The organism is Rhodococcus mengyinensis (assembly GCF_048381435.1).
Classification (GTDB): domain Bacteria; phylum Actinomycetota; class Actinomycetes; order Mycobacteriales; family Mycobacteriaceae; genus Rhodococcus_F; species Rhodococcus_F opacus_D.
Genome location: NZ_JBLWIT010000161.1, coordinates 145,718 through 170,893, shown reverse-complemented (window position 1 = coordinate 170,893; position 25,176 = coordinate 145,718). Strand labels below are relative to the sequence as shown.

25 protein-coding genes are annotated in these 25,176 nt (G+C 68.4%); 20 read left to right on the top strand and 5 right to left on the bottom strand.

Going from position 1 to position 25,176, the window contains the following annotated elements:
* Position 1: 1 nt before the first annotated feature.
* The 4 genes from ACNJ7E_RS43185 to ACNJ7E_RS43170 all read left to right on the top strand — a co-directional run bounded on the left by ACNJ7E_RS43185 (position 2) and on the right by ACNJ7E_RS43170 (position 4,692).
* Positions 2 to 1,342 (top strand): MadS family sensor histidine kinase, encoded by a 1,341-nt coding sequence (locus tag ACNJ7E_RS43185; RefSeq protein ID WP_418342655.1) that lies wholly within the window; start codon positions 2 to 4, stop codon positions 1,340 to 1,342.
* The gene (locus ACNJ7E_RS43180; protein ID WP_105412707.1) at positions 1,339 to 2,025 is read left to right on the top strand and encodes a MadR family response regulator transcription factor; all 687 of its coding nucleotides are present in this window, start codon (positions 1,339 to 1,341) and stop codon (positions 2,023 to 2,025) included. The genes ACNJ7E_RS43185 and ACNJ7E_RS43180 overlap by 4 nt, the downstream gene beginning before the upstream one ends.
* A gap of 70 nt (positions 2,026 to 2,095) precedes the next feature.
* A complete protein-coding gene (locus ACNJ7E_RS43175; protein WP_280783576.1) occupies positions 2,096 to 3,031 on the top strand; it encodes an ABC transporter ATP-binding protein in 936 nt (311 codons plus the stop codon).
* Complete coding sequence (locus ACNJ7E_RS43170; RefSeq protein WP_418342654.1) at positions 3,028 to 4,692, top strand: ABC transporter permease; 1,665 nt, start codon at positions 3,028 to 3,030, stop codon at positions 4,690 to 4,692. Before ACNJ7E_RS43175 ends, ACNJ7E_RS43170 begins: the two co-directional genes overlap by 4 nt.
* Here the strand turns inward: ACNJ7E_RS43170 and ACNJ7E_RS43165 are convergent.
* Together ACNJ7E_RS43165 and ACNJ7E_RS43160 are read right to left on the bottom strand one after the other, a co-directional pair.
* Positions 4,679 to 5,251 (bottom strand): putative immunity protein, encoded by a 573-nt coding sequence (locus ACNJ7E_RS43165; RefSeq protein WP_418342653.1) that lies wholly within the window; start codon positions 5,249 to 5,251, stop codon positions 4,679 to 4,681. The two genes, ACNJ7E_RS43170 and ACNJ7E_RS43165, sit on opposite strands and share 14 nt — an antisense overlap.
* Before the next feature lie 42 nt (positions 5,252 to 5,293).
* On the bottom strand, positions 5,294 to 5,596 hold the full coding sequence (locus ACNJ7E_RS43160; RefSeq protein ID WP_280783579.1) for a putative quinol monooxygenase: 303 nt from the start codon (positions 5,594 to 5,596) through the stop codon (positions 5,294 to 5,296).
* Positions 5,597 to 5,785: 189 nt separating this feature from the next.
* On the opposite strand from ACNJ7E_RS43160, the gene ACNJ7E_RS43155 reads away from it, so the two are divergent.
* Positions 5,786 to 6,256 carry a DinB family protein gene (locus tag ACNJ7E_RS43155; RefSeq protein WP_418342652.1) on the top strand — a complete coding sequence of 157 codons (471 nt, stop codon included), beginning with the start codon at positions 5,786 to 5,788 and terminating at the stop codon, positions 6,254 to 6,256.
* A gap of 20 nt (positions 6,257 to 6,276) precedes the next feature.
* Here the strand turns inward: ACNJ7E_RS43155 and ACNJ7E_RS43150 are convergent, their stop codons facing one another.
* Positions 6,277 to 6,732: a hypothetical protein gene (locus tag ACNJ7E_RS43150; RefSeq protein ID WP_317569188.1), complete on the bottom strand. Its 456-nt coding sequence runs from the start codon at positions 6,730 to 6,732 to the stop codon at positions 6,277 to 6,279.
* A 115-nt stretch (positions 6,733 to 6,847) separates the two neighbouring features.
* On the opposite strand from ACNJ7E_RS43150, the gene ACNJ7E_RS43145 reads away from it, so the two are divergent.
* Both ACNJ7E_RS43145 and ACNJ7E_RS43140 read left to right on the top strand, forming a co-directional pair.
* A complete protein-coding gene (locus ACNJ7E_RS43145; RefSeq protein WP_418342651.1) occupies positions 6,848 to 7,237 on the top strand; it encodes a DUF6226 family protein in 390 nt (129 codons plus the stop codon).
* Positions 7,238 to 7,330: 93 nt separating this feature from the next.
* On the top strand, positions 7,331 to 8,620 hold the full coding sequence (locus ACNJ7E_RS43140; protein ID WP_418342650.1) for an HNH endonuclease: 1,290 nt from the start codon (positions 7,331 to 7,333) through the stop codon (positions 8,618 to 8,620).
* A gap of 5 nt (positions 8,621 to 8,625) precedes the next feature.
* Here ACNJ7E_RS43140 and mftM read toward each other — a convergent pair whose 3' ends face one another.
* Entirely contained in the window at positions 8,626 to 9,450 is an 825-nt protein-coding gene (gene mftM, locus ACNJ7E_RS43135; protein WP_280783583.1) for a mycofactocin oligosaccharide methyltransferase MftM, read from the bottom strand.
* Between the two features lie 38 nt (positions 9,451 to 9,488).
* Positions 9,489 to 10,112 carry a mycofactocin system transcriptional regulator MftR gene (gene mftR, locus ACNJ7E_RS43130; protein WP_005239471.1) on the bottom strand — a complete coding sequence of 208 codons (624 nt, stop codon included), beginning with the start codon at positions 10,110 to 10,112 and terminating at the stop codon, positions 9,489 to 9,491.
* Between the two features lie 133 nt (positions 10,113 to 10,245).
* On the opposite strand from mftR, the gene mftA reads away from it, so the two are divergent.
* The 13 genes from mftA to ACNJ7E_RS43065 all read left to right on the top strand — a co-directional run bounded on the left by mftA (position 10,246) and on the right by ACNJ7E_RS43065 (position 25,136).
* Positions 10,246 to 10,341, top strand: coding sequence for a mycofactocin precursor MftA (mftA, locus tag ACNJ7E_RS43125; RefSeq protein ID WP_005573048.1), 96 nt, complete (start codon positions 10,246 to 10,248; stop codon positions 10,339 to 10,341).
* 2 nt (positions 10,342 to 10,343) lie between these two features.
* Positions 10,344 to 10,646, top strand: a complete 303-nt coding sequence (gene mftB / locus ACNJ7E_RS43120; protein WP_080578158.1) for a mycofactocin biosynthesis chaperone MftB — start codon at positions 10,344 to 10,346, stop codon at positions 10,644 to 10,646.
* Positions 10,647 to 10,681: 35 nt separating this feature from the next.
* Positions 10,682 to 11,899: a mycofactocin radical SAM maturase gene (gene mftC / locus ACNJ7E_RS43115; RefSeq protein ID WP_418342649.1), complete on the top strand. Its 1,218-nt coding sequence runs from the start codon at positions 10,682 to 10,684 to the stop codon at positions 11,897 to 11,899.
* Between the two features lie 29 nt (positions 11,900 to 11,928).
* Entirely contained in the window at positions 11,929 to 13,110 is a 1,182-nt protein-coding gene (gene mftD, locus ACNJ7E_RS43110) for a pre-mycofactocin synthase MftD (protein WP_418342648.1), read from the top strand.
* A gap of 16 nt (positions 13,111 to 13,126) precedes the next feature.
* Positions 13,127 to 15,091 carry a mycofactocin system FadH/OYE family oxidoreductase 1 gene (locus ACNJ7E_RS43105; protein ID WP_418342647.1) on the top strand — a complete coding sequence of 655 codons (1,965 nt, stop codon included), beginning with the start codon at positions 13,127 to 13,129 and terminating at the stop codon, positions 15,089 to 15,091.
* An 8-nt stretch (positions 15,092 to 15,099) separates the two neighbouring features.
* Positions 15,100 to 15,912: a mycofactocin-coupled SDR family oxidoreductase gene (locus tag ACNJ7E_RS43100; RefSeq protein ID WP_105412697.1), complete on the top strand. Its 813-nt coding sequence runs from the start codon at positions 15,100 to 15,102 to the stop codon at positions 15,910 to 15,912.
* Positions 15,909 to 17,870 carry a mycofactocin system FadH/OYE family oxidoreductase 2 gene (locus ACNJ7E_RS43095; RefSeq protein ID WP_418342646.1) on the top strand — a complete coding sequence of 654 codons (1,962 nt, stop codon included), beginning with the start codon at positions 15,909 to 15,911 and terminating at the stop codon, positions 17,868 to 17,870. Before ACNJ7E_RS43100 ends, ACNJ7E_RS43095 begins: the two co-directional genes overlap by 4 nt.
* 40 nt (positions 17,871 to 17,910) lie before the next feature.
* The gene (gene mftE / locus ACNJ7E_RS43090) at positions 17,911 to 18,633 is read left to right on the top strand and encodes a mycofactocin biosynthesis peptidyl-dipeptidase MftE (RefSeq protein WP_418342645.1); all 723 of its coding nucleotides are present in this window, start codon (positions 17,911 to 17,913) and stop codon (positions 18,631 to 18,633) included.
* Positions 18,634 to 18,739: 106 nt separating this feature from the next.
* On the top strand, positions 18,740 to 20,140 hold the full coding sequence (mftF, locus tag ACNJ7E_RS43085; protein WP_280783591.1) for a mycofactocin biosynthesis glycosyltransferase MftF: 1,401 nt from the start codon (positions 18,740 to 18,742) through the stop codon (positions 20,138 to 20,140).
* Positions 20,140 to 21,612 carry a mycofactocin dehydrogenase MftG gene (gene mftG / locus ACNJ7E_RS43080; protein WP_418342644.1) on the top strand — a complete coding sequence of 491 codons (1,473 nt, stop codon included), beginning with the start codon at positions 20,140 to 20,142 and terminating at the stop codon, positions 21,610 to 21,612. The genes mftF and mftG overlap by 1 nt, the downstream gene beginning before the upstream one ends.
* Before the next feature lie 66 nt (positions 21,613 to 21,678).
* Positions 21,679 to 22,995, top strand: a complete 1,317-nt coding sequence (locus ACNJ7E_RS43075) for a helix-turn-helix domain-containing protein (RefSeq protein WP_280783593.1) — start codon at positions 21,679 to 21,681, stop codon at positions 22,993 to 22,995.
* 75 nt (positions 22,996 to 23,070) lie between these two features.
* Positions 23,071 to 24,594, top strand: coding sequence for an aldehyde dehydrogenase (adh, locus tag ACNJ7E_RS43070; protein ID WP_009479319.1), 1,524 nt, complete (start codon positions 23,071 to 23,073; stop codon positions 24,592 to 24,594).
* Positions 24,594 to 25,136: a DUF779 domain-containing protein gene (locus ACNJ7E_RS43065; protein WP_280783594.1), complete on the top strand. Its 543-nt coding sequence runs from the start codon at positions 24,594 to 24,596 to the stop codon at positions 25,134 to 25,136. Before adh ends, ACNJ7E_RS43065 begins: the two co-directional genes overlap by 1 nt.
* The last annotated feature ends 40 nt before the right edge of the window (positions 25,137 to 25,176 follow it).

Here is a 25,176-nt window from a genome sequence, read left to right as displayed (position 1 = left end):
CATGAACGCCCCGGACCTGTCGACGCTCACCGGACTGCGGTCCGGCAAGCCGACGTTCTACCCCCAATATCGCGGCGCCGCAGAACGTCTCGAACGTGTCGTCCACGCGTTGGAACTCATTTCGCGGGCCCTCGTCCGCACCGTGGAGGGCCCCGAAACCCTCATCTGCGCGGTCGCCGAGGCGGCCCGGGCGCATCTGGACGCGCGATGGATCGCGTTCGCCCTCGCCGACGGCATGCTGCCCGACGCCGGCCCGCGCCGCCTGGTCCTGGGGCCGGACGCGACGCCGTTCCTCGTCGACAACGTCGAGGGCCCGCCGCTGCCGGACGAGGTCGTGACGTGTCTGGCCGACATCCGGTCCGCGCGCACCGGGGGCGCCCCCGTCATCGACGCGCACCACGCTTTCGTGCCGATCGTCCTCGAAGGTGGCGTCGTGGGGGCCTTCGCGGCCTGGACGACCGAGCACCGCACACTCGACACCACCGACGGCGCGGTCCTCAGCATCCTCGCGAGTCAGACCGCCGTGGCCCTGCAGAATTCGGCGCTCTACCAGCGGGGCCAGCTGCTGCTCGAGCGGGCCGAGCACGCGTACTCGGAGGCGCGTCGTAACGCCTCCGATCTCGCGGTGCGCAACGCCGAACTCGAATCCACCCAGCGTCAACTCGGGGCGGCGCACCGGCACCAGGTGCTCGACGAGGAACGGCACCGGATCGCCCGCGAACTCCACGACAGTGTCACGCAGGCGGTGCTGTCGGCGGGCATGCAGATCGAGGTGTGCCGGAGCGGTGTCCCGGATGACGAGCGCAGCGAGAGGCTCGACCTTGCCAAGGAGTTGACGCGCCGCGCCGTGGAGCAGTTGCGCTCGGCCATCTACGCGCTCAACCACTCCGGGGGTTCCGACCGGACGTCCCTGCCCGAGATGCTCGAACAACTCGGGGTCGTGCACATGCCTGACGAGCTCGCGGTCACCGTCCGCGTCGGCGGCACCCCCGCCGAGCTGTCCAGCGACCGGGAACACGCGCTGCTGAGGATCGCCGGCGAGGCGCTGTTCAACGCGGCCGTCCACGCCCACGCGACGCGCGCCGTCCTCCGACTCACGTATTCGGCCGATTCGGTGCTGCTCTCCGTCGCCGACGACGGAGACGGAGACCCCAAGCGGATGCGACTGATGCTGCGGATGGCGGCGAACAACGACCTCGACGGGCACCACCGCGGGTTGGCGAACATGCAGGCCCGGGCAGCCGAATTGGGCGGCACCCTCGAAGTGGCGCGGGCCAGGATCGGCGGAGTCCGGGTTGCTGCCCGGATCCCGTTACATTCCGACAGTGAGGTGGACCGATGACCATACGAACCGCGGTGCGTGACCAGACCGGGTCCGCTCGCCCCACCTCGGTGGTGAAGCTCGTGCTCGTCGACGACCACGCGATTCTCCGTCAGGGACTGCGATCGGTCCTCGAACGGGAGCCGGATCTCGAGGTCGTCGGGGAGGCGTCCTCCATGCAGGAGGCGCTGGCCGTCGTCGGAGACGTCGCGCCGGACGTCGTGCTGATGGACCTGAAGCTGTCGGCGGCCTCCGATTACGAGGGGCTGGCACTGTGCGCCCAGCTGTCCGCCGCGGACGGCACGATGGGGCTGCTCGTGCTCACGACGTTCCTCGACGAGCAACTCGTTGTCCGCGCCATCCACGCCGGCGCCCGCGGATACGTGGTCAAGGACGTCGACACCACCGAACTGGTACGCGCCATCCGCGCGGTGTCCCGCGGCGAGAGCGCATTCGATTCACGCAGCGCGTCGGCGGTGATCCGCTCGCTCAACGGGCAGACGACGCCGCGGGACGGGCTCACCGAGCGTGAACTCGAGGTCCTGCAGCTCCTCGCCAAGGGTCTGTCGAATGCGAAAATCGGCGAGCGGCTGTTCATCTCGGCTACGACGGTGAAATTTCACGTCAGCAACATCATGCGCAAACTGGACGTCGGCCGCCGTGCGGAGGCCGTGTACGAGGCGGGCAAACTCGGTCTGATCTGATCCGGCCTGGTCGCGGCGGTGGCAGCGGAACCCGTCGTGACCACCCGCGAACCGGCGTAGCGTCCCCATCATGGCTGCGATCTCGGTGGAGAATCTCGTCAAGACGTTCGGGCCGACCCGCGCACTCGACGGCCTCGACCTCGAGGTGGGGACGGGGGAGGTGCACGGATTCCTCGGCCCCAACGGGTCCGGCAAGTCGACAACCATCCGGGTGCTGCTCGGCCTGCTGCGCGCGGACTCGGGCAATGCCACTCTCCTGGGCGGCGACCCGTGGCGCGACTCCGTGTCGTTGCACCGGCGGCTCGCCTACGTTCCCGGTGACGTGAACCTGTGGCCCAACCTCACCGGCGGAGAGGCGATCGACCTCCTCGCGGGGTTGCGCGGCGGGCTGGACGAGCCGCGGCGCGCGGAACTCCTCGAGCGATTCGAACTCGATCCGACGAAGAAGGCGCGCACGTACTCGAAGGGCAACCGGCAGAAGGTCGCGCTGGTGGCCGCGTTCGCATCGGACGTCGAACTGTACGTGCTCGACGAACCCACGTCGGGGCTGGATCCGTTGATGGAGTCGGTGTTCCAGGACTGCGTCGAGGAAATGTCCGACGCGGGGAAGACGGTCCTGCTGTCGAGTCACATCCTCGCGGAGGTCGAGGCGCTGTGCGATCGGGTGAGCATCATCCGCGAGGGCCGAACCGTGGAGACCGGCACCCTCGCGGAACTGCGTCACCTCACGCGCACGTCGATCACCGCCGACACGCAGCGGCCGGTGACCGGGCTCGAGGCCGTCGACGGGGTGTACGACGTGCGAGTCGACGGCCTGCACACCCGGTGCGAGGTGGACACCAGCGCGATCGACGGGGTGCTGCGCCACCTGCTGACGTTCGGGATCACGTCGCTGACGTCGACACCCCCGACGCTGGAAGAGTTGTTCCTCCGGCACTACGGGGACGAACTGGCCAGAGAGGGCGAGAACCATCGGCGGGCCGAGTCGGGGACGCGGACGCCGTGAGCACGGTGACGGCGCCGGCGCCGGCGGGCCGCGGCCAGTGTGCAGGAACCGCCCGGCTCGTGCGGCTCGCCCTGCGCCGCGACCGCATCCAGTTGCCGGTGTGGCTGCTCGCTCTCGCCGCGCTGCAGGCGTTCTCGGCGTCGAGCGTGCTCGGCCTGTATCCCACGGAGCCCGACCTGCGCAGTTTCGCGATGGCCACTGCGGCGTCGCCGGTCGCGCTGGCCACCAACGGTCTCGTGTCGGGGTACAGCGCCGGCGCCGTGCTCGCCTGTCAGATCGTCATGCCTCTGTCGCTGGCCGCCGGCCTGATGACCACCCTGCTGGTCGTGCGGCACACCCGCCAGAACGAGGAGACCGGCCGCGCCGAACTCGTCGAGGCCGCCGTGGTGGGCCGGAAGGCACTGCTCACCGCTGCCCTGGCGGTGGCGGTCGGTGCGAACCTCGCTCTCGGACTGCTCAACGTCGTCGTGCTGGTGGCGGCGGGTCTGCCACTGGACGGGTCGGTGGCGCTCGGCGCGGCCGTCGCCGGTGCCGGTATCGCGTTCGCGGCGATCGCCGCGGTGACGGCGCAGGTGACGGACAGTGCCCGCACCGCCAACGGACTGGCCGGGGCCGCCCTGGGCGTGGCATTCCTGTTGCGTGCGGTGGGAGACATGACGGGCACGGTGACGAACAACGGCACGCGGGTGGTGAGCGGCTGGCCGACGTGGGTGTCGCCGATCGGCTGGGCCGAGCAGGTCCGTCCGTACGACGACAACGCCTGGTGGGTTCTGGCGCTGCCCGCGGTGTTCGCACTCGCGGTCGGCTCGGTCGCCTTCGCTCTTACCGAGCACCGCGATATCGGCTCGGGGCTCGTGCCGACCCGACCGGGCCCCGCCCGCGCCTCCCCGTCGCTGCCGACGGCGGTCGGATCGGCGTGGCGGATACAACGGACGATCCTGTTCTGGTGGGCATTCGGAATCGCCGTCCTCGCCGTGGTGTACGGCGCGATCGCAGACCAGATCGACGACTTCCTCGGCGAGGGCGAGCAGGTGGCCGACATGATGGAACAGCTCGGCGGCGGCACGACGAACATGGTCGACGCCTACTTCGCCGCCATCTTCGGCATGATGGCGATCGCGGTCGCAGGCTACGCCGTGCAGGCATTGCTGCGGATGCGCGGTGAGGAGTCGGCCGGGCGACTCGAACCCGTTCTCGCGACAGCGGTCTCGCGTCCGCGGTGGATGCTGGCGCACGTCGGCCTGGTCACCGTCGGCATCGTGGTCCTGCAGACGCTGACCGGGGCGGCGACCGGGCTCGCGTACGGTCTGGTGACCGAGGACGCGCCGGGGAAGGTCGTGCACCTCACGGGGGCCGCCCTCGTCTTCGTACCGGCGATCAGTGTGGTCGCGGCATTGGCGGTGTTGGCGTTCGGCGGCATCCCCGCCTGGTCGGCCGGGCTCTCCTGGGGTGCGCTCGCGGTCTGCCTGATCTTCGGTTTCCTCGGATCACTGCTCGGGCTGCCTCAGGCGGTCCGCGATCTGTCGCCGTTCACACACGTCCCGCCTGTTCCCGCCGTGGACGTGACGGCCACTCCGCTGGCCTGGCTCGCGGTGATCGCCGTCGTCGTCGGTGCCATCGGAGTGGTGCTGTTCCGTCGGCGCGACCTCACGAATTCGTAGCGGCAGAGGGCGGCTGGGTCGACGGACGGCGCCGCAGGTCGGTGTCCAGCATGCGGATCAACTCACCGACCCGTCCACCGCCACCCGGTGCCGGTGGAAAGCGTTCGAGCACATCGACGACGACCGGTGTCGCACGAAGCACCGCTCGCTCGACGTGCCCGGCACCGACGGTCCGATCGTCACCGGCGACGAGCTCGGCGGCTCTGGCCGCGTGGGCGCCTGCTCCGAGAATATGTTTCACCTGGGTGGCCTTGGCCAACGGATGCAGATAGGCGGCGCCTGCCGCAGACATCGCTGCCCACGCTGCCTCGCGCGCAGCCGCAGTGTTCGTTCCCTTGGCTGCCGCGAGCGCCGCCCACGCCGTGTCGCGCAGAGACTTCCCGCGTTCTCCACCCCGCGCGAATTCCCACGCAGCTGTGATCGCGTCTCGGGGCCGCGAGTCGTGCGGCTGATCGTCCTCGAATATCTCGAGGACCACCTCCGCACACCGCGCAGCAAACGCGGTGACCTCACGAAGTTCCTGCTTGCTCAGAACGATCTCGTTCGCGTCCCCTGCCATGGCTACATTTTCGACCACCGGGGGCCGTGCCGTACCGCGCATTCACGCTGTGTCTTCCCCGAACAGGGCCCGCACGCCGGCGACGTCGTACTCGGCTACCGACGCCGACAGCATGTCCGCGCCTTGCTCGTCGCTCGGGCCGCTGCCGCGGAAAGTGTCGACCGCCGCTTGCGACTCCCAGCGCTCGAAGACGTTGATGCGACCGGGGTCGACCAGGTCGGCGGAGATGGCGAAGTCGAGACACCCCGCGGCGCCGCGTGCCTGTTCGACGACCCTCACGCAGCCTGCGAGATAGGACTCGCGCTGCTGCGGTGCGACGGTGATGTGTCCTGCGACGATGATCATGGGTGCGCTCCTCTTCCAGGCGTCTTCCTGTCGAGCCGGGCGGGTGAAATTCGAGCCGGGACTGTCTTCGCCACAGCACCTCTCATCCAGTACAGACAGCATGCGGGCGCGAAACTCATCGCGGTCGTCGTCTCCCCACCACAGCAGATGTGATATGTCGGCCGCGTGGGGGCGATTACCATGCCGGGCATGGGGTGGACTGACGATCTCCGTGGCCGGTTGGACGAACTACTCGACGAGTACCGGGCCGCTCTGCGCGGCAGTCTCGACGGTCTGGACGACGAGCAGGCGCGCCTGCGTCTGGTGCGCTCGAAGACGACGCTGCTCGGATTGGTCAAACACGTCACCTACGTCGAGGGCGTGTGGTTCGACCAGGCGGTGACCGGTCGCTCGTACCGGGAGATCGGCATCGCGAGGACCCCCGACCAGTCGTTCACCCTCACCCGTTCCGACACCATCGCATCCGTGCTCGACGCCCACGCCGAACGCTGTGACGCATCCCGGCGGACGATGGCCGGTCTGGCTCTCGACGACAAGGTCGACGGCCGGGGCGAGCGCACCGTGTGGGCCCTGTACCTGCAGGTACTGCGTGAACTCGCCCAGCATGCCGGTCACGCCGACGTACTGCGCGAGCAGATCCTCGCCGACCGCATTCCGTGATCGCTGACGGCCCGTGTGCCCTACTGGGGACGGATCGGATTGCAGCCGACGCTGACGTAGGTGACGATCCCCTCCTGCAGTCCGCACGTAGTGAAGGCGCCCGTCGAGACGCCGACCTCCCACCACGGGGCGCCGATTCCGCCGACGCACGATCCGGTCGACGGTGTCCCCGTCGGCACCCACAGGCCATCGCGGCGATAGCCCTGAATCCACGGAATGTGCGAGACACCCCCGGGTCCCGGAATCGCTCGAGGCGTCAGGCCGAAGCACTCGACGGTCCCGATGTGGACCGCAGTCATGCCATCGGGCACGCCCTGAGCCGTGCAGTGCGAGGTGCCCGATGTGGGCGTGGTGCCGGCGTGACAGTCGGCCGAAGGTTCGGCCTGCGCGGGAGCGGCGGCAACCGCGACCACCGCGGCGGCAAGGGCGGACGACGCGGCCGCTCCGGCGAGGAACCTGCGGATCCTGTGGGTCATCGGATACTCCTTCGGGTCCGGCGGCCCGCTCCTGACGATCGGGTCCGCATGGTGATTTTGTCGCTGCGTCCTCAGATTTCGTTAGCCGTGCGGTGTGCCGTCGAGGTCGCGGACGGTGGTGACCTTCGAATTGGTGACGATCACTCCGGCACAGCGGGATCAGGCCCCGCTGACGATCACCTTCACCTCGTTCCCCGGCCTGTACCTGAGGGCGGGAGCATGGCAGGACTTCGCGCTACCGGCATGTGGCTGCGACGCCTGCGAGGAGGACGCGGAGTACGTCCTGCGCGAGTTGGCCGAGTACGCGGAGGCGCTCACCGCCGGACTGGAGTCGCCACGGAACGACGACGCTGTCGGTGGCGGACGTGACGGAATTGCGCGCTCGGCCGGTGCAACCGCCGGCCGATGGCCATTGGCGGCCGTGGTCACCACGCCGCTGACTTCATCCAGGCCGCGTGACAAACAGTCGGCTCCAGTGTCGGGGGAGCTGGTCGAACGCGTGTAATCGCGACGGACCTGTCGGAGCTTTCTATTGCTGTGGTCGCGTTCGGTTGCTAGAATCGAACAAAGTTTCGAACGACCTTGGGGGAGGTTGGTTGTGGGGGCTCCGATTGCAGCGGATCTGGATGAGTTGCGTGCGTTCACGGCGCGGCTGAGGTGTGCCGAGGCGGGTGGGGACGCGGGGTTGGGGATCGAGTGGCTCGATGCGATCGAGACGTTGAAGTCGGTCGGGTGTGCGGTGCAGGCGGTGATCGCCGACGGCGTCGCCACGAGTATTCGTGCGGACCGCAGGGCTCGGGGGTTGCCGCGGGCGGAGTGGGACCGCGGCATCGCCTCGCAGATTGCGTTGGCGCGCAGGGAATCCCCGAACCGTGGCGGTCGGCATCTCGGATTCGCTCAGGCGTTGGTGCACGAGATGCCGCACACCCTGGCGATGTTGCGGTCGGGCCGGTTGAACGAATGGCGCGCCACGTTGTTGGTGCGGGAAACAGCGTGCCTGTCAGCCACGGATCGGGCGATCGTGGACCGCCGGTTGTGTTCGGACCCGGCCACTCTCGTCGGCGTCGGCGACCGCGGGCTGATCGCGCGGGCGAAGGCGTTGGCGGTGGAACTCGATGCCGCGTCCGTGGTGCGGCGGCATCGCAAGGCGGTGTCCGAGCGTCGGGTGACGACGCGGCCGGCGCCGGACTCGATGGCCTATTTGAGCGTGTTGATGCCGGTCGAGCAGGCGGTGTGTCTGCAGGCCACGTTGGGGCGGGATGCGGACAGTCTGATTGCCACCGGGAACAGTGGCGGCCGGACCCGCAATCAGTTGATGGTGGATCTGTTGTTCGACCGCGGCACCGGAGCATCGGTGGCGTCGGGTGTGCCGGTGGCGGTGAATCTGGTGCTCTCGGACGAGACCTTGCTGGCCGGTGGGCACGAGACCGCGCAGTTGCAGGGCTTCGGGCCGGTGCCGGCGGGGATTGCCCGGCAGCTGGTGGCCGAGGCCGTCGATCGTGGCACCGAGACGTCGCTGCGGCGGGTGTATTCGTGCCCGCAGTCGGGGGCGTTGACGGCGATGGAGTCGCAGTCGCGCACGTTCCCGAAGGGCCTGCGGAAGCTGATCGACCTCCGGGACCGCACGTGCCGCACCCCGTGGTGCGATGCGCCGATCCGGCACCACGACCACATCCGCTCACGTCGAGAATCCGGTGCCACGACGGCGGACAACGGGTCCGGCCTCTGCGAAGCCTGCAACTATGCGAAGGAAGGCGACGGATGGTCCGCCCGCCCCGTGCACAACCCCGGCGGCACCCACCTCATCGACCTCGGCACCCCGACCGGGCACCACTACCGATCAACCGCGCCGCCGCTCCCGACCCCGGCGCATCTGTGGGCGTCATGAGGTGGTCAGCAGTCGATGACGAGCCATCCGCCGTGGTGTTCGAACACCACGAAGGGGCGTCCCGTCGATTCACCGAGCTTCGTGAGCGACGGGGTGTCGAAGGTGCGGATGTGTCCATGGCAGGCCGTTGCCTCGTCCTCGTAGGGGACGGCGACGACAACCCTGTCGCGGGCAACGCGGAGGGCCTCGGATATCACTGCGGCCCCGATGCTTTCGTCCACGTGTTCGAGGAGGTGGATGGCGGTGACGGTGTCGGCGCTGTTGTCGGGAACCGGTACGTGCGCGGCGTCGCACACGAGGGTGCGCAGATCGAGTCCGAGTTCCGGTGCCACGGCGTCGAGGAGGGTCATGGTGCCGGGCAGGATGTCGGTTGCCGTGACGGACCGACCGGCGCGGGCGAGTCGGAGCGGAAGGAATCCGAAGCACGACCCGAGGTCGAGAACCGAACCGCGGACCAGTTGTTCCGCCTTCTCGTGGATCGGTGCGAAGTCGGCGGTGCCGTCCAGCAGTTCGTTCAGGGAGTTGCGGTAGTAGACGGTCCACGCTTCGAGCGCGCCGTCGACGGTGGAGCGGACCAGTCCGACCATGGTCGATTCGAATTCGTCCTGACCGAAGTCGGCGTCCTCGATGGACGCGGTGACGGAGGCGACGAGTCGTTCGCTCAGATCTTCGGGTGTCAGGGCGTGCGTCACCCGCAACTGGTCGCCGTCACGGGTGAGTGTGAGCGGCCCGGCTGCGACCCGCTCGACCGTGACGTGACCATGTGACCACAGCCCGGATTCGCACGGTGCTAGGGAGTCGAAAGGGGGCGTGTCGAGAGTGGAAGTCATTCGAGGCAACCTTGCCGAGAGGTGATGGCGGGAGTGAGTCAGGTTCGGGTGTCGGGCTCGCCGAGGGAACTCAGCCCATCGTAGAGCGATTGCATTCCGCTGGCGAGTAGTTCGTTCAGTTCGAGCGAATCGTCGTCGAGCCACTGCTCGTACGCCGACATCGCAACGCCGAGTAGGAGATAGCCGACTGTCCGGGGAACGTGGTCGGTCGGTGAGGTTCCGAGCCGGCTCGCGACGTACTCGGCTATGACGTTGCGCCACCCTTCGTACATCACCACCGAGTACGCCTGCAGGGCGGGGACTCGCAGGATCAGCCCCATGCGTTTGCGGTGGTTGATTTCCTCGCTCGCGGGAAACGCGTTGAACTGCAGGAGTGCTGCGGTGAGTCCGTCGACGATCGGGATGTCGTCGGGTTGCGCTGCGAGCTGGGCCCGCATTTCGGCGAGGTGTGCGTCGAAGTCTCCCCACGGGATCGCGTTCTTGGACGGGAAGTAGCGGAAGAGGGTGCGCCGGGCGATGCCGGACGCTTCGGCGACTTCGTCGACGCTGGTGGCGTCGAACCCCTGTTCCGTGAACAGTTCGATCCCGACGGTGCTGATCCGATCCTGCGTTGTGGACGGGCGTCGCCCTATCCGACTGGATGGTTTTCGACGACTTCTCAATTTTCGTCCCCTCCCGATCTGTCATTCTGCACTCGATGCCATTACAGTGGTGAGGCGAGTCACAGGAACGGTCTCCTATGACGGGGAACATCCCTCCGGCTCGCGCCGTATCACCGAACAGTAGGAGGAAATCATGTCGGATCGCGACAACAACGTGCTGGAAAACGACTTGGTCGAGGAATCCCTGGTGGAAGAGGTCTCGATCGACGGCATGTGCGGCGTGTACTGATCATGTCCGCTCCAGCTTCTGCTTCAGTGGCCGGCAACGCCGGCATCGATCTCGATGTGGGCTGGAAGCTTCATCCGCAGGTGGCGCTGCGTCCCGAACCTTTCGGGGCGCTGCTCTACCACTTCGGGACGCGCAAGCTGTCGTTCCTGAAGAACCGCACGATCGTCGCGGTGGTCGAAGCCCTTCCCTCACACGCCGACGCCCGGTCCGCACTGCGGGCGCAGGGTATCGGGGACGACACTGCCGCGCAGTATGCGCGAGCGCTCGGCACGTTGGCCGAGTCGCACATGATCGTCCCCGCCTGACCAGCTCTCTCCACCCGTACCAGAGGACACAGCCCATGACCTCCATGCTCGAAAGGCCTTCCGCCCCGGTCGGCCGCCTCGTCGACCAGTTCGAACTCGGTCTCGACGCTCCGATCTGCCTCACCTGGGAGTTGACCTACGCGTGCAACCTGTCGTGTGTGCACTGTCTGTCCTCCTCCGGCCGGCGTGACCCGCGGGAGTTGAGCACCGAGCAGTGCAAGTCGATCATCGACGAACTGCAGCGTATGCAGGTCTTCTACGTGAACATCGGCGGCGGTGAGCCGACGGTTCGCTCGGACTTCTGGGAGCTGGTCGACTATGCGACGGCTCACCAGGTGGGGGTGAAGTTCTCCACGAACGGGGTGAAGATCGACAAGAAGGTCGCCGCCCGGCTCGCGGCCAGCGACTACGTCGACGTGCAGATCTCCCTCGACGGCGCGACGGCCGAGGTCAACGACGCCGTTCGTGGTCCGGGTTCGTTCGCGATGGCGGTCCGGGCACTCGAGAATCTGTCCGAGGCGGGTTTCAAGGACGCCAAGATCTCCGTGGTGGTCACCCGGCACAACGTGTCCCAGCTCGACGACTTCAAGGCCCTCGCCGACAAGTACGGCGCCACCCTGCGCATCACCCGGCTGCGACCGTCGGGGCGCGGCGCGGACGTGTGGGACGAACTGCATCCCACGCAGGCGCAGCAGCGCGAGCTGTACAACTGGCTGGTCGCCAACGGTGAGGGCGTGCTCACCGGCGACTCCTTCTTCCACCTGTCCGCGTACGGCGATGCGTTGCCCGGTCTGAACCTGTGCGGCGCCGGACGGGTGGTGTGCCTGATCGACCCGATCGGCGACGTCTACGCCTGCCCGTTCGCGATCCACGAGCAGTTCCTCGCGGGAAACATCGTGGTGGACGGTGGTTTCCAGCAGGTGTGGCAGACGTCGGAGCTGTTCCAGGAGCTGCGGTCCCCGCAGACCGGCGGCGCGTGCAGCAAGTGCAACCACTACGACTCCTGCCGCGGCGGATGCATGGCCGCGAAGTTCTTCACCGGGCTGCCGATGGACGGCCCGGACCCCGAATGTGTGATCGGCAACGGCGAATTGGCGTTGGCTGCCGCGGGGGAGATCCCGAAATCCAGTGTCGACCATTCCCGCACCGGCGAGCGCCGGACTCCGCGGGCGCCGGTTCCGTTGACGCTGATGGTGCGTCCGCCGGCCAAGATTTGTGACGAGAACCCGCTTGCGGGCATGGACCAGACGTAAGTCGTCTGCCAGGTACGAGAGGTATTGCCATGGGTAAGAATCCGTTCTTCGAGACGGTGGCCGAGGCTCAGCGTCGCGCGAAGAAGCGCCTGCCGAAGTCGGTGTATGCAGCGTTGATCGCCGGTTCCGAGCGGGGCGTGACGGTCGACGACAACATCGCGGCCTTCGCCGAGTTGGGGTTCGCCCCCCACGTCGTCGGTTTGTCCGACAAGCGTGAGCTGTCGACGACCGTGATGGGTCAGCCGATTTCGCTGCCCGTCGTGATGTCCCCGACCGGTGTGCAGGCGGTGCACCCCGACGGCGAGGTCGCGGTCGCGCGTGCGGCGGCGGCACGGGGAACGGCGATCGGTCTGAGTTCGTTCGCGAGCAAGTCGATCGAGGAGGTCACGGCGGCCAATCCTCAGACGTTCTTCCAGATGTACTGGGTCGGCACCCGGGACGTGTTGATCCAGCGGATGGAACGCGCCCGCGCCGCGGGGGCGACCGGACTGATCATCACCACCGACTGGTCGTTCTCGTACGGACGCGACTGGGGTAGCCCGGCCATCCCCGAGAAGATGGACCTCAAGGCGATGCTCCAGTTCGCCCCCGAGGGCATTACTCGTCCGAAGTGGTTGTACGAGTTCGCGAAGACCCGCAAGATCCCGGATCTGACCACCCCGAACCTGGCGCAGCCCGGTCAGGAACCGCCCACGTTCTTCGGTGCCTACGGCGAGTGGATGCAGACGCCGTTGCCGACGTGGGACGACATCGCGTGGCTGCGCGAGCAGTGGGGCGGGCCGTTCATGCTCAAGGGCGTCATGCGTGTCGACGACGCGAAGCGCGCCGTCGACGCCGGCGTCACCGCGATCTCCGTGTCGAATCACGGCGGCAACAACCTCGACGGCACCCCGGCGCCGATCCGCGCGCTGCCCGCCATCGCGGAGGCCGTCGGCGACCAGGTCGAGGTGCTTCTCGACGGTGGTATCCGCCGCGGCAGCGACGTCGTGAAGGCCGTCGCGCTCGGCGCGAGGGCGGTCATGATCGGCCGCGCGTACCTGTGGGGCCTCTCGGCGAACGGTCAGGCCGGTGTCGAGAACGTCCTCGACGTCCTCCGCGGCGGCATCGACTCGGCGCTGCTCGGGCTGGGTCATTCGTCCATCCACGACCTCACGCCGTCCGACGTCGTGATCCCGCCCGGATTCGCCCGTGTGCTCGGCGCCGAATCCTGACCGACGAACAGCGTAGATGTCTGCGCAACTGACGGACCCGATCACCCTGGCCGGACGCCACGCCCCGGCCAGGGTGCTTCTGGGTCCGCACCCCACCAATCTCGGTGCGGGAAGAGCGCTTTCCCCGCGGCACGTCGCGTATTACGAGCGTCGGGCGCGTGGCGGCGCCGGGATCGTCGTCACCGAGGTGGCGTCGGTCCATGCGTCCGACTGGCCGTACGAGCGGGCTCCGCTGGCGTCTGACTGCGTCGGTGGCTGGCGGGACGTGGTCGCTGCGTGTCGCCCGCACGGCACGCTGGTGCTGGCCGGGCTGGGGCACACCGGACTGCAGGGGTCGAGTGCGTACTCGCAGGCGGTGCTGTGGGGACCGTCGGGCATTGCCGACGTGATCTCCCGTGAGATGCCGATGCAGATGGAGCAGGCGGAGATCGACGGCCTCGTCGAGGGTTTCCGTGCCGCGGCCGCCGCGGCCGTGTCCGCGGACGTGGACGGTGTCGAGCTCGACGCCGGACCGAGAGGGCTACTGCGGCAGTTCCATTCGAACCTCACCAATGTTCGCGCAGACGAGTACGGCGCCGACCCGCTGCGCCTCACCCGGGAGGTCCTCGCCGCCGTCCGCGACGAGCTGGGCCCCGACCGGGTCCTGTCCCTGCGCCTGAGCTGCGACGAGGCGACGTCCTGGGCGGGGATCACGCCGTCGATCGCCGCCGGACACGCACGGGAACTTGCCGAGGCACTCGACCTGCTCGTGGTGGTCCGGGGCGGGCCGATGACACCGAACGCGTACCGCCCCGACTTCCACCAGTCACCCGCGTTCAACACCGAACTCTGCCGGAACATCCGCTCGGCCGTCGCAGGCATGGTCCCGGTCGTTCTCCAGGGCAGCGTCGTCGATCCGGCCGATGCCCGGCGGGCGCTCGACGAGGGTGTCGCCGACGTCGTCGAGATGACGCGCGCCCAGATCGCCGACCCCGACCTCGTCGTCAAGATCCGGCGCCGTGCGGCGCCGCGGCCGTGCGTCCTGTGCAATCAGACGTGCCAGGTGCTCGACCCCCGCAATCCGGTCGTGACCTGCGTCGGTAATCCGACGGCCGGACACGAGACCGTCGATCCCGTCGAGGGCATCGCTGATGTTGCTACCGGCGAGGTGCTGGTGGTCGGGGGCGGTCCGGCCGGTCTCGAGGCGGCGCGAGTGCTGGCCCTGCGCGGTCACCGCGTCACCGTGGCGGACGCGTCGGCCCGGGTCGGCGGGATGGTGCGGGCAGCCGTAGGTGCGCCGCACCTCAGAGCGCTCACCGACTGGCTCGAGAACGAATGCCGCAGCCTCGGGGTCGAATTCCGTCTCGGCACCACTGTCTCGGACGCCGACATCGACGCCGCGGAACGCGAGGGCGCGACGGTGGTCCTCGCAACCGGCAGCAGGCCCCGCCCGCTGCCGTTCCCCGTCGAGGGGAGCGTCCGGTGTGTCGGTGCCGCGGACCTGCTGGACGGCGGCGCGCCGGCGGAAGGGCCCCACGTCGTCTTCGATCCGGTCGGCGGACCGGTCGGCGTGGCGGTCGCCGAATGGCTCGCGGCGCAGGGACGCGACGTGAGCATCGTGACCCAGGATTCCGTGGCCGGTTCGCGACTCGGCATGACCGGAGATCTCGCCGATGCCAACTCCCGGTTGCAACGAGCCGGGGTGACGCGCCACCTCGACAGTCGCATCGTCTCGATCGGCGACGACGGCATGCGGATCCGCAACCGGTACACCGCCGAAGAGTCGGTGGTGCCGTGCACCGTGCTGATCGACTGCTCGCATCGCCTCCCCGAGGACACCCTCGGCTCGTCGCACACGGATGCGGTGCGGGTCGGCGACTGCGTGGCTCCCCGGACACTCCTCGAGGCGGTCCGTGAGGGTCGCACCGCGGCGCTGACCGTGTCCGCACACAGGCAGAACGAGTTCGACCACCATCCGTTCACCCTCGTCAACGAGAGATAGGACATTTCATGGGACAGTTCGACGACAAGGTCGCGTTCATCACCGGGGCTGCCCGTGGGCAGGGGCGGACGCACGCGGTGCGGTTGGCGCGCGAAGGTGCGGCGATCATCGCCGTGGACATCTGCGGGCCGGTGTCGGAGTACAACAGCTACGAGCCGGCGACGCCGGACGACCTAGCCGAGACGGTGCGGCTCGTGGAATCCGAGGGCGGAAAGATTCTCGCCGAGCAGGCGGACGTGCGTGACAGTGCGCAACTGAAGTCTGTGGTGGACCGGGGAGTCGAACAGTTCGGCCGGCTCGACATCGTGATCGCGAACGCCGGGATCTGCAATTGGAATCGCTTCTGGGAGATGCCCGACGAGCAGTGGGAGACGCTGATCGACGTGAACCTCACCGGGGCGTGGAAGACGCTGAAGGCTGCGGTGCCTGCGCTGATCGAGGGAGGTCGCGGGGGTTCGATCATCGTGATCAGCTCCGTTGCGGGCATCAAGCCGTTGCCGGGGCAGGCGAATTACGCCGCCTCCAAGTTCGGGCTCGTCGGACTGACCCAGACCGCGGCAAAGGAACTGGGTGAATACGGGATTCGGGTCAACTCCGTTCACCCGTACGGGGTGAAGACTCCGATGGGCACCGATCCGGGCAGCCTCGTGATACTCGAGAAGCACCCGCACTACCTGTCGAGCTTCGGCACCATCCTCACCGAGCATCCGCTGGCCGACACCGACGACATCACCGATGCGGTGCTGTGGCTGGCCGGTGACGGTTCGCGGAGGGTCACGGGCAGTCAGGTCGCCGTCGACATGGGCAACACCAAGGTGTGAGCACCTCCGCGTACCGCCACCTGTTCACCCGATTGCGCGTGGGGCCGCTGACTCTGCGCAATCGGGTGGTCTTCTCCGCGCACCTCACGGGGTACGCCGTCGACGGCCTGCCCACCGCGCAGCACGCCGCCTACTATGCGGCGCGCGCGAAGGGCGGTGCGGGCCTGATCATCTCCGAGGAGCACGCGACCCATCCGGGGGACTGGCCGTACGAGAAGGTGATCGCCGGCTACCGGCCGGAGGTCGTCCCTGGGTACCGGCGGATCACCGACGCGGTCCACCACCACGGTGTCCCGATTCTGGCTCAGATCAACCACAACGGCGGCCAGGGGTCGAGCATGTACTCGCGGCGGCCGCTGTGGGCGCCGAGCGCCGTCCCCGATCCACTGTTCCGCGAAGTTCCCAAGGAGGTCGATCAGCGGGAGATCCGGACCCTCGTCGACGGGTACGCGCGCGTGGCCGAGCACTGTGTCCGAGGCGGATTCGACGGGATCGAACTGCAGTGTTCCCATTCGTCGCTGGTGCGGAGCTTCCTCGCCCCTGCTACGAACCAGCGCACGGACCATTACGGGGGATCGTTGGAGAACCGGGCCCGGTTCCTCCTCGAGGTCGTCGAGGCCGTGCGTGCCGCGATCGGTCCGGATCGCGCACTCGGGGTGAGGCTCGCGGGGGAGGATCTGTTCGATGGTGGAGTCCGCCTCGACGAGGCGGTGGCGGTGGCCGCTCTGGTGGAGGCGGACGGCCGTGTCGACTACATCAACACGTCCATCGGGATGGCCACCGAGACGCTCCACATGATCGAGGCCTCCATGGCCGTCCCTCGCGGGTACGCGCTATTCGTCCCGAACGCCATCCGGCAACGGGTCGGTCTTCCCGTGGTCGGCGTCGGCCGATTCTCCGATCCGCACCAGGCCGACCAGGCTTTGGACGAGGGGCACTGCGACCTGATCGGGGTGGTGCGCGGCCAGATCGCAGACCCGGACTTCGCGGCGAAGGCCCTGGCAGGCGAAGAAGAAAACATCCGAACGTGCCTGGCGTGCAATCAGGAATGCATCGGACGTATGGGGCTGGGCCGGTGGCTCGGGTGCGTCGTCAACCCGCGCGCGGGCAGGGAATCGGTCCTGCTGCCCGCACCGACCGTTCCCGGCAGACGGGTCTTCGTGGTCGGCGGTGGCCCGGCCGGGCTCAAGGCCGCGGCGACCGCGGCGCAGCGGGGGCACGACGTGACGCTGTTCGAACGCGCGACGGTTCTCGGCGGCCAGGTCCGGACGGCTGCCGTCGTCCCGGGCCGCCGCGAGTTCCTCGACCTCGTCGTCGATCTGGAATCGGAATGCGTTCGGCGCGGTGTGGACGTGCGGAGCGGCACCGACGCGACCGCCGGGGCACTGGTGCAGGGACGTCCCGACGTGGTGGTGCTCGCGACCGGGGCGCGTCCGCGCCGACCGCGCTGGGCGGGCGCGTCGGACCGGGTGGTGGACGTGCGGGACGTGCTGGAGGACCGCGCGCGTCCGGCCGGGACGGTGCTGGTGGTCGACGAATTGGGATTCCATCAGGGCACGTCCGTCGCGGAGTTCGTCGCCGACGCCGGGTGTGCCGTCACGATCTGCACACCGGGGATGATCGTCGGCCAGGACCTCGGCATCACGCTGGACCTCGAGGGATGGAACCGGCGGGCGCACGGCAAGGGCATCACGCAGGTGACGGACGTGGTGCCGACCGGGTGCGAAGCCGCAGACGGTGGGCGGCTCGCGGTCACGCTCCTGCACCACCCGACCGGTGAGTTGCGACAGCTCACCGTCGACTGGGTGGTGTCCTCGGCGCATCAGCAGCCGGAGGACGATCTGTGGAAAGAGCTGGCCGACAGCGGTATCGAGGTTCATCGCGTCGGCGACGCCCTGGCTCCGCGGCGCGCGCATTCCGCCGTCATCGAGGGGGAGCGGGTTGCGCTCGCGCTCTAGCGCGCGCAGCGGCCGGTTCCGCATCGCCTAGCATCGGTGGATGCCCCATTCCGGACACCTCGACGACGCGGTGTGGCCCGAACTCGTGTCCCGCGTGTCGACGGTCGTGGTCCCGGTCGGCTCTCTCGAGCAGCACGGACCGCATCTGCCGCTCGACACCGACACCGCCATCGCCGACGCCGTGTCCCGCGCGCTGCCGCACGTGCTGGTGGCGCCCCCGATCGCCTACGGCGCCAGTGGCGAGCACGAGGGGTTTCCCGGGACGATCTCGCTCGGGGCGGAGGCGCTGGAGACCGTGTTGGTCGAGTACGGCAGGTCCGCGTGCCGGTGGGCGGACCGTGTGCTGTTCGTCAATGGGCACGGCGGAAACGGGCCCGCGCTGGTCAAGGCTGTCGCCTTGCTTCAGTACGAGGCCCGCGATGTGGCGTGGGTGCCGTGTGCGGTACCCGGGGCGGACGCCCATGCCGGGCGTACGGAAACGTCCTTGTTGCTACACCTTTCACCCGGTCGGGTGAGGTTGTCCAGGGCTGAAGCCGGTAATACGGAACCTATTGCGAGGTTGATGCCAAGACTGCGCGAAGGCGGTATGGTCGCCGTGTCGGCCAACGGCGTGCTCGGTGACCCGACGGGCGCTACGGCCGCGGAGGGGGCGCAGATCTTCGGCGTACTCGTCCACGCAGTCACCAAGGCACTGGCCCGGTGGGAACCGGGCCCCGATGGAAGGCTCCGGTCGGAACCGGGCGCCGATGGGAGGCTCCAATGACCCGCACGGGCGTCCTCGAGTTGCCGAGGGCGGATTTCCGGCATGCCGACGCGACTAATTTCCGGCATGCCCTGCCAGCGCTCTCCGATCCGCCTACGATCGACTGATGCGCCAAGCTCGACTTCCCGACGGATTCGGGATCCGAATCGACCCCAAGGTACGCGCATATTCCGGAGGTCGAGTGCTCATCGGCGGTTCGCCGACTCGGATGCTGAAGCTGGCACCCACCGCGGCGGCCATGATCGGAGACGGCTACCTCGAGGTCGTCGATCCGCAGTCCGCGGTCGTTGCACGCCGCCTCCTCGATTCGGGGGTCGCCAACCCGCGCCCCATGAGTACTCCGTCGCCCCGGGATGTCACCGTTGTCATTCCGGTGAAGAACAACGCGTCGGGGCTGCACCGGGTGCTGGCCTCGCTCCGCGGACTCGAGGTGGTCGTCGTCGACGACGGATCCGACGTCCCGATCGTCGCCCCCGTGCTGCAGAACGGGTGCGGTGGCCGCGTCACCGTTCTGCGCCACGAGACGGCCAAGGGACCGGCCGCGGCACGGAACACCGGTCTGCGTTACGCCGCAACTCCGTTCGTGGCGTTCCTCGACTCCGACGTCCTGCCGCGCACCGGCTGGATCGAGGTCATGCTCGGCCACTTCAGCGATCCCGCGGTCGCACTCGTCGCCCCGAGAATCGTGGCGCTCGAACCCGAGGCGAGCACACTCGCGCGGTACGAGCACGCCCGCTCCTCCCTGGACCTCGGACGTAAGGAGTCCGCGGTCCAGTCCGGTGGCCCGGTGTCGTACGTCCCGAGCGCCGCGATGATCGCCCGCCGCGAGGTGCTCGATGAATTCGGCGGCTTCGACGAGTCCATGCACGTGGCGGAGGACGTCGACCTGTGCTGGCGACTCCAGGAGTCCGGCTGGCGACTGCGGTACGAGCCGGTGGCTCACGTTGCGCACGATCACCGCGTGACGTTCGGAAAGTGGTTCGACCGCAAGCTGTTCTACGGCACCGGTGCGGCGCCGCTGGCGGCAAGGCATTCGGGGATGGTTCCCCCGCTGTCGATGTCGCCGTGGACGTTCTTCGCGTGCCTCGCCGCCGCCACCTGCACCCGGCTCGGCCTGCTCGGCGCCGTCGCCACACTCGCGATGATGCTGCTGCGCCTGCGCCGCATGTTCACCGGCCTCGACCAGCCGACCCGCATCGCCGCGATACTCGCGGCCCAGGGCTTCGCCGGCGGTGCCTGGCAACTGGCGTCCGCGATGTGTCGCCACTATTGGCCGATCACTCTGCTGGCGGTGCTGCTGTCGAAACGGATTCGCCGTATCGCGCTCGCGATCGCCGTCGCCGAGGGCGTCGCCGACTGGGCGACCCACCGGGAGCCCGGAGGGCTGGGACCGGTGCGGCACACGGTGTTCAAGCGGATCGACGACGTCGCGTACGGCGCCGGGCTCTGGAAGGGCGCCATCACGGCCCGCGACCTCGACGCATTGAAGCCCCGGTTGAAGTCGTAGTGGCCGATCCGATTCGCGCCGCCGACGTCGTGGTCGTCGGCGGCGGTTCGAGTGGATGCGTCGTGGCCGCCCGACTCAGCGAGAATCCCGGACGATCGGTCCTCCTCCTCGAGTCAGGACCCGGTTACCGGTCGGTGTCCGACTGTCCCGTGCTCGACTACCGGACGCTGCCGGTCGGTCCGGGCAGCGCGTTCGCCGAGACGTACGGCGTGGAGCTGGCACGAAGCGTTCCCTCGGCCATGGTGCGTGGGCACGTCCTCGGCGGTTCGGGCGCCGTCAACGGCGCCTACTTCGTCCGTGGGACGGAAGCGGATTTCCGGCACTGGCCCGCGTCGTGGTCGTACGAGAACGTGCTGCCCGCCTTCCGGGCACTCGAGCGTGACGCCGACTTCGACGACTCCCGGCACGGCACGACCGGGCCGATGCCCGTTCGCAGGCAGCCCGCGGAGCGGCTGAGCGAGATCAGCGCGGCATTCCGCGCCGCGGCGCTCGGCGCAGGACATCCCGAGGAACCGGACAAGAACGGCGCAGGCGTCGGCGGGGTCGGTCCGGTGCCCCTGAATGTCGACGGCGGCCGCCGTGTCAGCACGGCAGTGGCGTACCTGCTGCCGGGATGGGAGCGTCCCAATCTGACGGTCGAAGCGAATTCCGATGTCGTCCGAATTCTGTTCTCCGGTAACGAGACCATCGGGGTGGAAGTGGAGTCGGACGGTGTGCGGCGCACGGTCCGCACCGGTCGCGTCGTGCTGGCGGCGGGTCCCGTCGAAACCCCGGTGCTGCTGATGCTTTCGGGAATCGGATCGGCAGAACACCTGAAGGACAACGACATTCCCGTCGTCCTCGACGCGCCCGGTGTCGGCAGCGACTTCAGTGATCACCCCGAAGTGGCTCTGCCGTACCGTATCCGGGACTCGCTCCGCCGCAGCGACACCAGTCCGGTCGTCGAAACGGTGCTGAATGTCGGCGACCTCGAGATCCGTCCGTACACGGCGCCGTTCGACGTGCTCGTCCCCGGATCCGGGCAGCCCGACCCGATCCTCGGGATCGGGCTCATGGTGACGGACAGCCGGGGCGACATCCGGCTCACGTCGCGGCACCGCCGGGACCGTCCCCGAATCGAATACCGCTACGCGCAATCCGCCGCCGACCGCCGGGCGCTGCGCGAGGGACAAGCCATCGGACTGGAACTGCTCCGCTCACCGGAACTCGGTTCGCTGCTCGAACCGCTGTCCGAGGAGGTGTCCGACCGCGCGGTGCTCGCCCACCTGGGGACGTCGCTGCACCTGTGCGGCAGTTGCCGGATGGGCGGACGGGACGACGCGGGCGCGGTGGTGGACGAGTGGTGCAACGTCCGCGGAATGGAAGGGCTGACGATCGCCGACACCTCGGTGTTCCCGGTGGTCCCGAGCCGTGGGCCGCACGCCACGGCGGTGATGGTCGCCGAGCGCGTCAGTACCTTCCTGCGGGAGTGACCGAGGGGGCGACACGGGCCCGTGTGATGCGGGTTACAGTAGGCAGAGACGCCGTGGAGGAGTTCGATGCAAAGTCAACCGCCCACAGGGGGCAATCCGTGGGTCGCTGTGCGCCCGGGAGACGACGTCGCGATGCTGGCGCGCAGGGTGTCGTCGGCGCATCAGTTGTTCGTCGAGCGTCACGCACCCGCCGGTCGTGCCCCGGACGGTGACGGGAATTCCGTCCGTTCCGTCATCCTCGACTCGTGGATGCGCAGCACCAGCAAGGGAGTGAACCCGGACGGGTCGGCCCGCGCCGTCGATCTGGCGTCCGCGGATCTCGCCACGTACCGGGCGTCCCACCCGATGTCGATCATCCGCCCGGTGGTCCGCAAGCTTCTCGTCGAGGACGCCGCCGACACCGGGCTGCTCGTGGCCATCACGGACGAGAAGGGTCAGCTGCTGTGGGTGGAGGGCGATTCGTCCGCCAAGGACCGCGCACTGGAGATGAACTTCGTCGAGGGCGCCGACTGGAGTGAGGACACCGTCGGCACCAATGCCCCGGGTACCGCGCTGGCCCTCGACCATTGCGTGCAGATCTTCGGTGCCGAGCATTTCAGCCGCTCGGTGCACGACTGGAGTTGTTCGGCGGCGCCCGTCCACGACCCCGCGACCGGACTGATCGTCGGGGCCATCGACATCACCGGTGGTCCGCGGGTGGCGGTGCCCGAGGTGCTCTCGCTGATCAGGGCGACCGTCGCGGCCGCCGAGGCGGAGCTGCGACTGCACCAGCTGCGTTCACCGCACCCGCTCGTCGAGACGGTACTGCGGTTGGAGGTCCTGGGATCGGGACGGCCGACACTGGTCCGTGGGCCCGAACGCATCCCGCTGTCGCAGCGGCACGCGGAGATCCTCCTGCTCCTGGCGGAGCACCCCGAAGGCCTGAGTTCCGACCGCCTCGCGGTCCTGCTCGACGAGAACGAACTCGACGCCGTCACCATTCGTGCCGAGATGTCGCGCCTGCGTAAGGTTTTCGGCCCGGCAAACCTCGGTTCGCGGCCCTATCGGCTGCTCGCCGAATTGACCTCGGACGTCCGGCAGGTCCGCGGAGCCCTGGACCGTGGCGAGCTCACCGCCGCCCTCGACGTCTACTCGGGCCCGGTCCTTCCCGGGTCGGAGGCGCCCGGGGTCGAGGATCTTCGCGACGAGTTGCGGGCACGCGTCCAGGCGGCGCTGCTGCGGGAAGGTGATCAACGGTTGCTCGCCAAATGGACCACGTCCGTCCACGGCCGTGAGGACGTCGCCGCATGGGAGGCGTATCTGGCGGGCCTCGACCCGCGTTCACCCCTGTATTCCCAGGTCAAGTCCAGGATCGATCTGTTCGATCAGCAGTACGCAACGTAGTTGCAACGGTACGGTCCCTAGTGTTGTGAGTCACACCCAGTTCCACCCGAGTTTCACGACACCAGGGAGTTATCGATGACCGTGTATGCCCGCCCGGGTTCGCCGGACGCCGTCATGTCCTTCCAATCGCGTTACGACAACTGGATCGGCGGCCAGTGGGTTGCGCCCGTCAAGGGCCAGTACTTCGAGAATCCGACACCCGTCACCGGACAGCCGTTCTGCGAGGTCGCGCGTTCGACGTCCGAGGACATCGAACTTGCGCTCGACGCCGCACACGCTGCGGCTCCGGCCTGGGGCAAGACATCGGTGGCGGAGCGCGCCATCATCCTGAACAAGATCGCGGACCGCATCGAGGAGAACCTCGAGTCCATCGCGCTCGCCGAGTCCTGGGACAACGGCAAGCCGATCCGCGAGACCCTGAACGCCGACATTCCGCTAGCCGTCGACCACTTCCGCTACTTCGCCGGTGCGATCCGGGCGCAGGAAGGCGCACTGTCGGAGATCGACTCCGACACCGTCGCCTACCACTTCCACGAGCCGCTCGGCGTCGTCGGCCAGATCATCCCCTGGAACTTCCCGATCCTCATGGCCGTGTGGAAGCTCGCTCCCGCACTCGCCGCGGGCAACGCAGTCGTTCTCAAGCCGGCCGAGCAGACCCCGGCGTCGATCCTGCACCTGATCTCCGTCATCGGCGACCTGCTGCCCGCCGGTGTGGTGAACATCGTCAACGGCTTCGGTGTGGAGGCGGGCAAGCCGCTCGCCTCGAGCCCGCGGATCCGGAAGATCGCGTTCACCGGTGAGACCACCACGGGTCGGCTCATCATGCAGTACGCGTCGCAGAACCTGATCCCGGTCACCCTCGAACTCGGTGGCAAGAGCCCCAACATCTTCTTCTCCGACGTTCTGTCCTCCAACGACGACTACCAGGACAAGGCGCTCGAGGGCTTCACGATGTTCGCCCTCAACCAGGGCGAGGTGTGCACCTGCCCGTCGCGTTCGCTGATCCAGGAGGACATCTTCGACGAGTTCCTCGCGATGGCGGCCATCCGCACCAAGGCCGTCCGCCAGGGCGACCCGCTCGACACCGACACGATGATCGGCGCACAGGCCTCGAACGATCAGCTCGAGAAGATCCTGTCGTACATCGAGATCGGCAAGGGCGAAGGCGCCAAGGTCGTCACCGGCGGTGAGCGCGCCGAACTCGGCGGCGACCTGTCCGGCGGCTACTACGTGCAGCCGACGATCTTCACCGGTCAGAACAAGATGCGGATCTTCCAGGAGGAGATCTTCGGTCCCGTCGTCTCCGTCACGTCGTTCAAGGACTACGACCAGGCCATCGAGATCGCCAACGACACGCTGTACGGCCTCGGCGCCGGCGTGTGGTCGCGGGACGGTGGCGTCGCCTACCGGGCCGGACGTGACATCCAGGCCGGCCGCGTGTGGACCAACACGTACCACCAGTATCCCGCGCATGCCGCGTTCGGTGGCTACAAGCAGTCCGGCATCGGCCGCGAGAACCACCTGATGATGCTCGAGCACTACCAGCAGACGAAGAACCTGCTGGTCAGCTACGCCCAGAAGGCTCAGGGCTTCTTCTGATGGACGCAGCCCGGGCGCCTGCGCGCCTGAAGGCAACCGCCGGGGCGGTGGAGCTTCTCCGCCGCCTCGGCGGTACCCACGGGGCGCTGATGATGCATCAGTCCGGCGGGTGCTGCGACGGCTCCGCGCCGATGTGTTACCCCGACGGTGAATTCATCGTCGGCGACCGCGACGTGCTGCTCGGCGTCCTCGACCTGCGTCTCGGTGTCGGGGAGATCCCGTCCACCCGGGCCGAGGGTGCCGATGCCGTGCCCGTGTGGATCTCCGGTTCGCAGTTCGAGGCGTGGAAGCACACTCAGCTGGTGCTCGACGTGGTGCCCGGCCGCGGATCGGGATTCAGCCTGGAAAGTCCCGAAGGCATGCGCTTTCTCAGTCGTGCACGGGCCTTCACCCCGGAGGAGAACACCAGCCTCGCCGCGGAGGAGGTCATCGTGGGCCAGCGGTGGGAGCAGGGCTGGAGGCCCGCCCCGTCCCTCGAACCACAAGTGGTCGCCGAAGCCGTCGACGCATGTCCCGTGCCCGCCCGCCGCCCGGTCCCATAGCACCCGAAGCGCGCTACGACCCAGGTTTTTACGTCGCGGT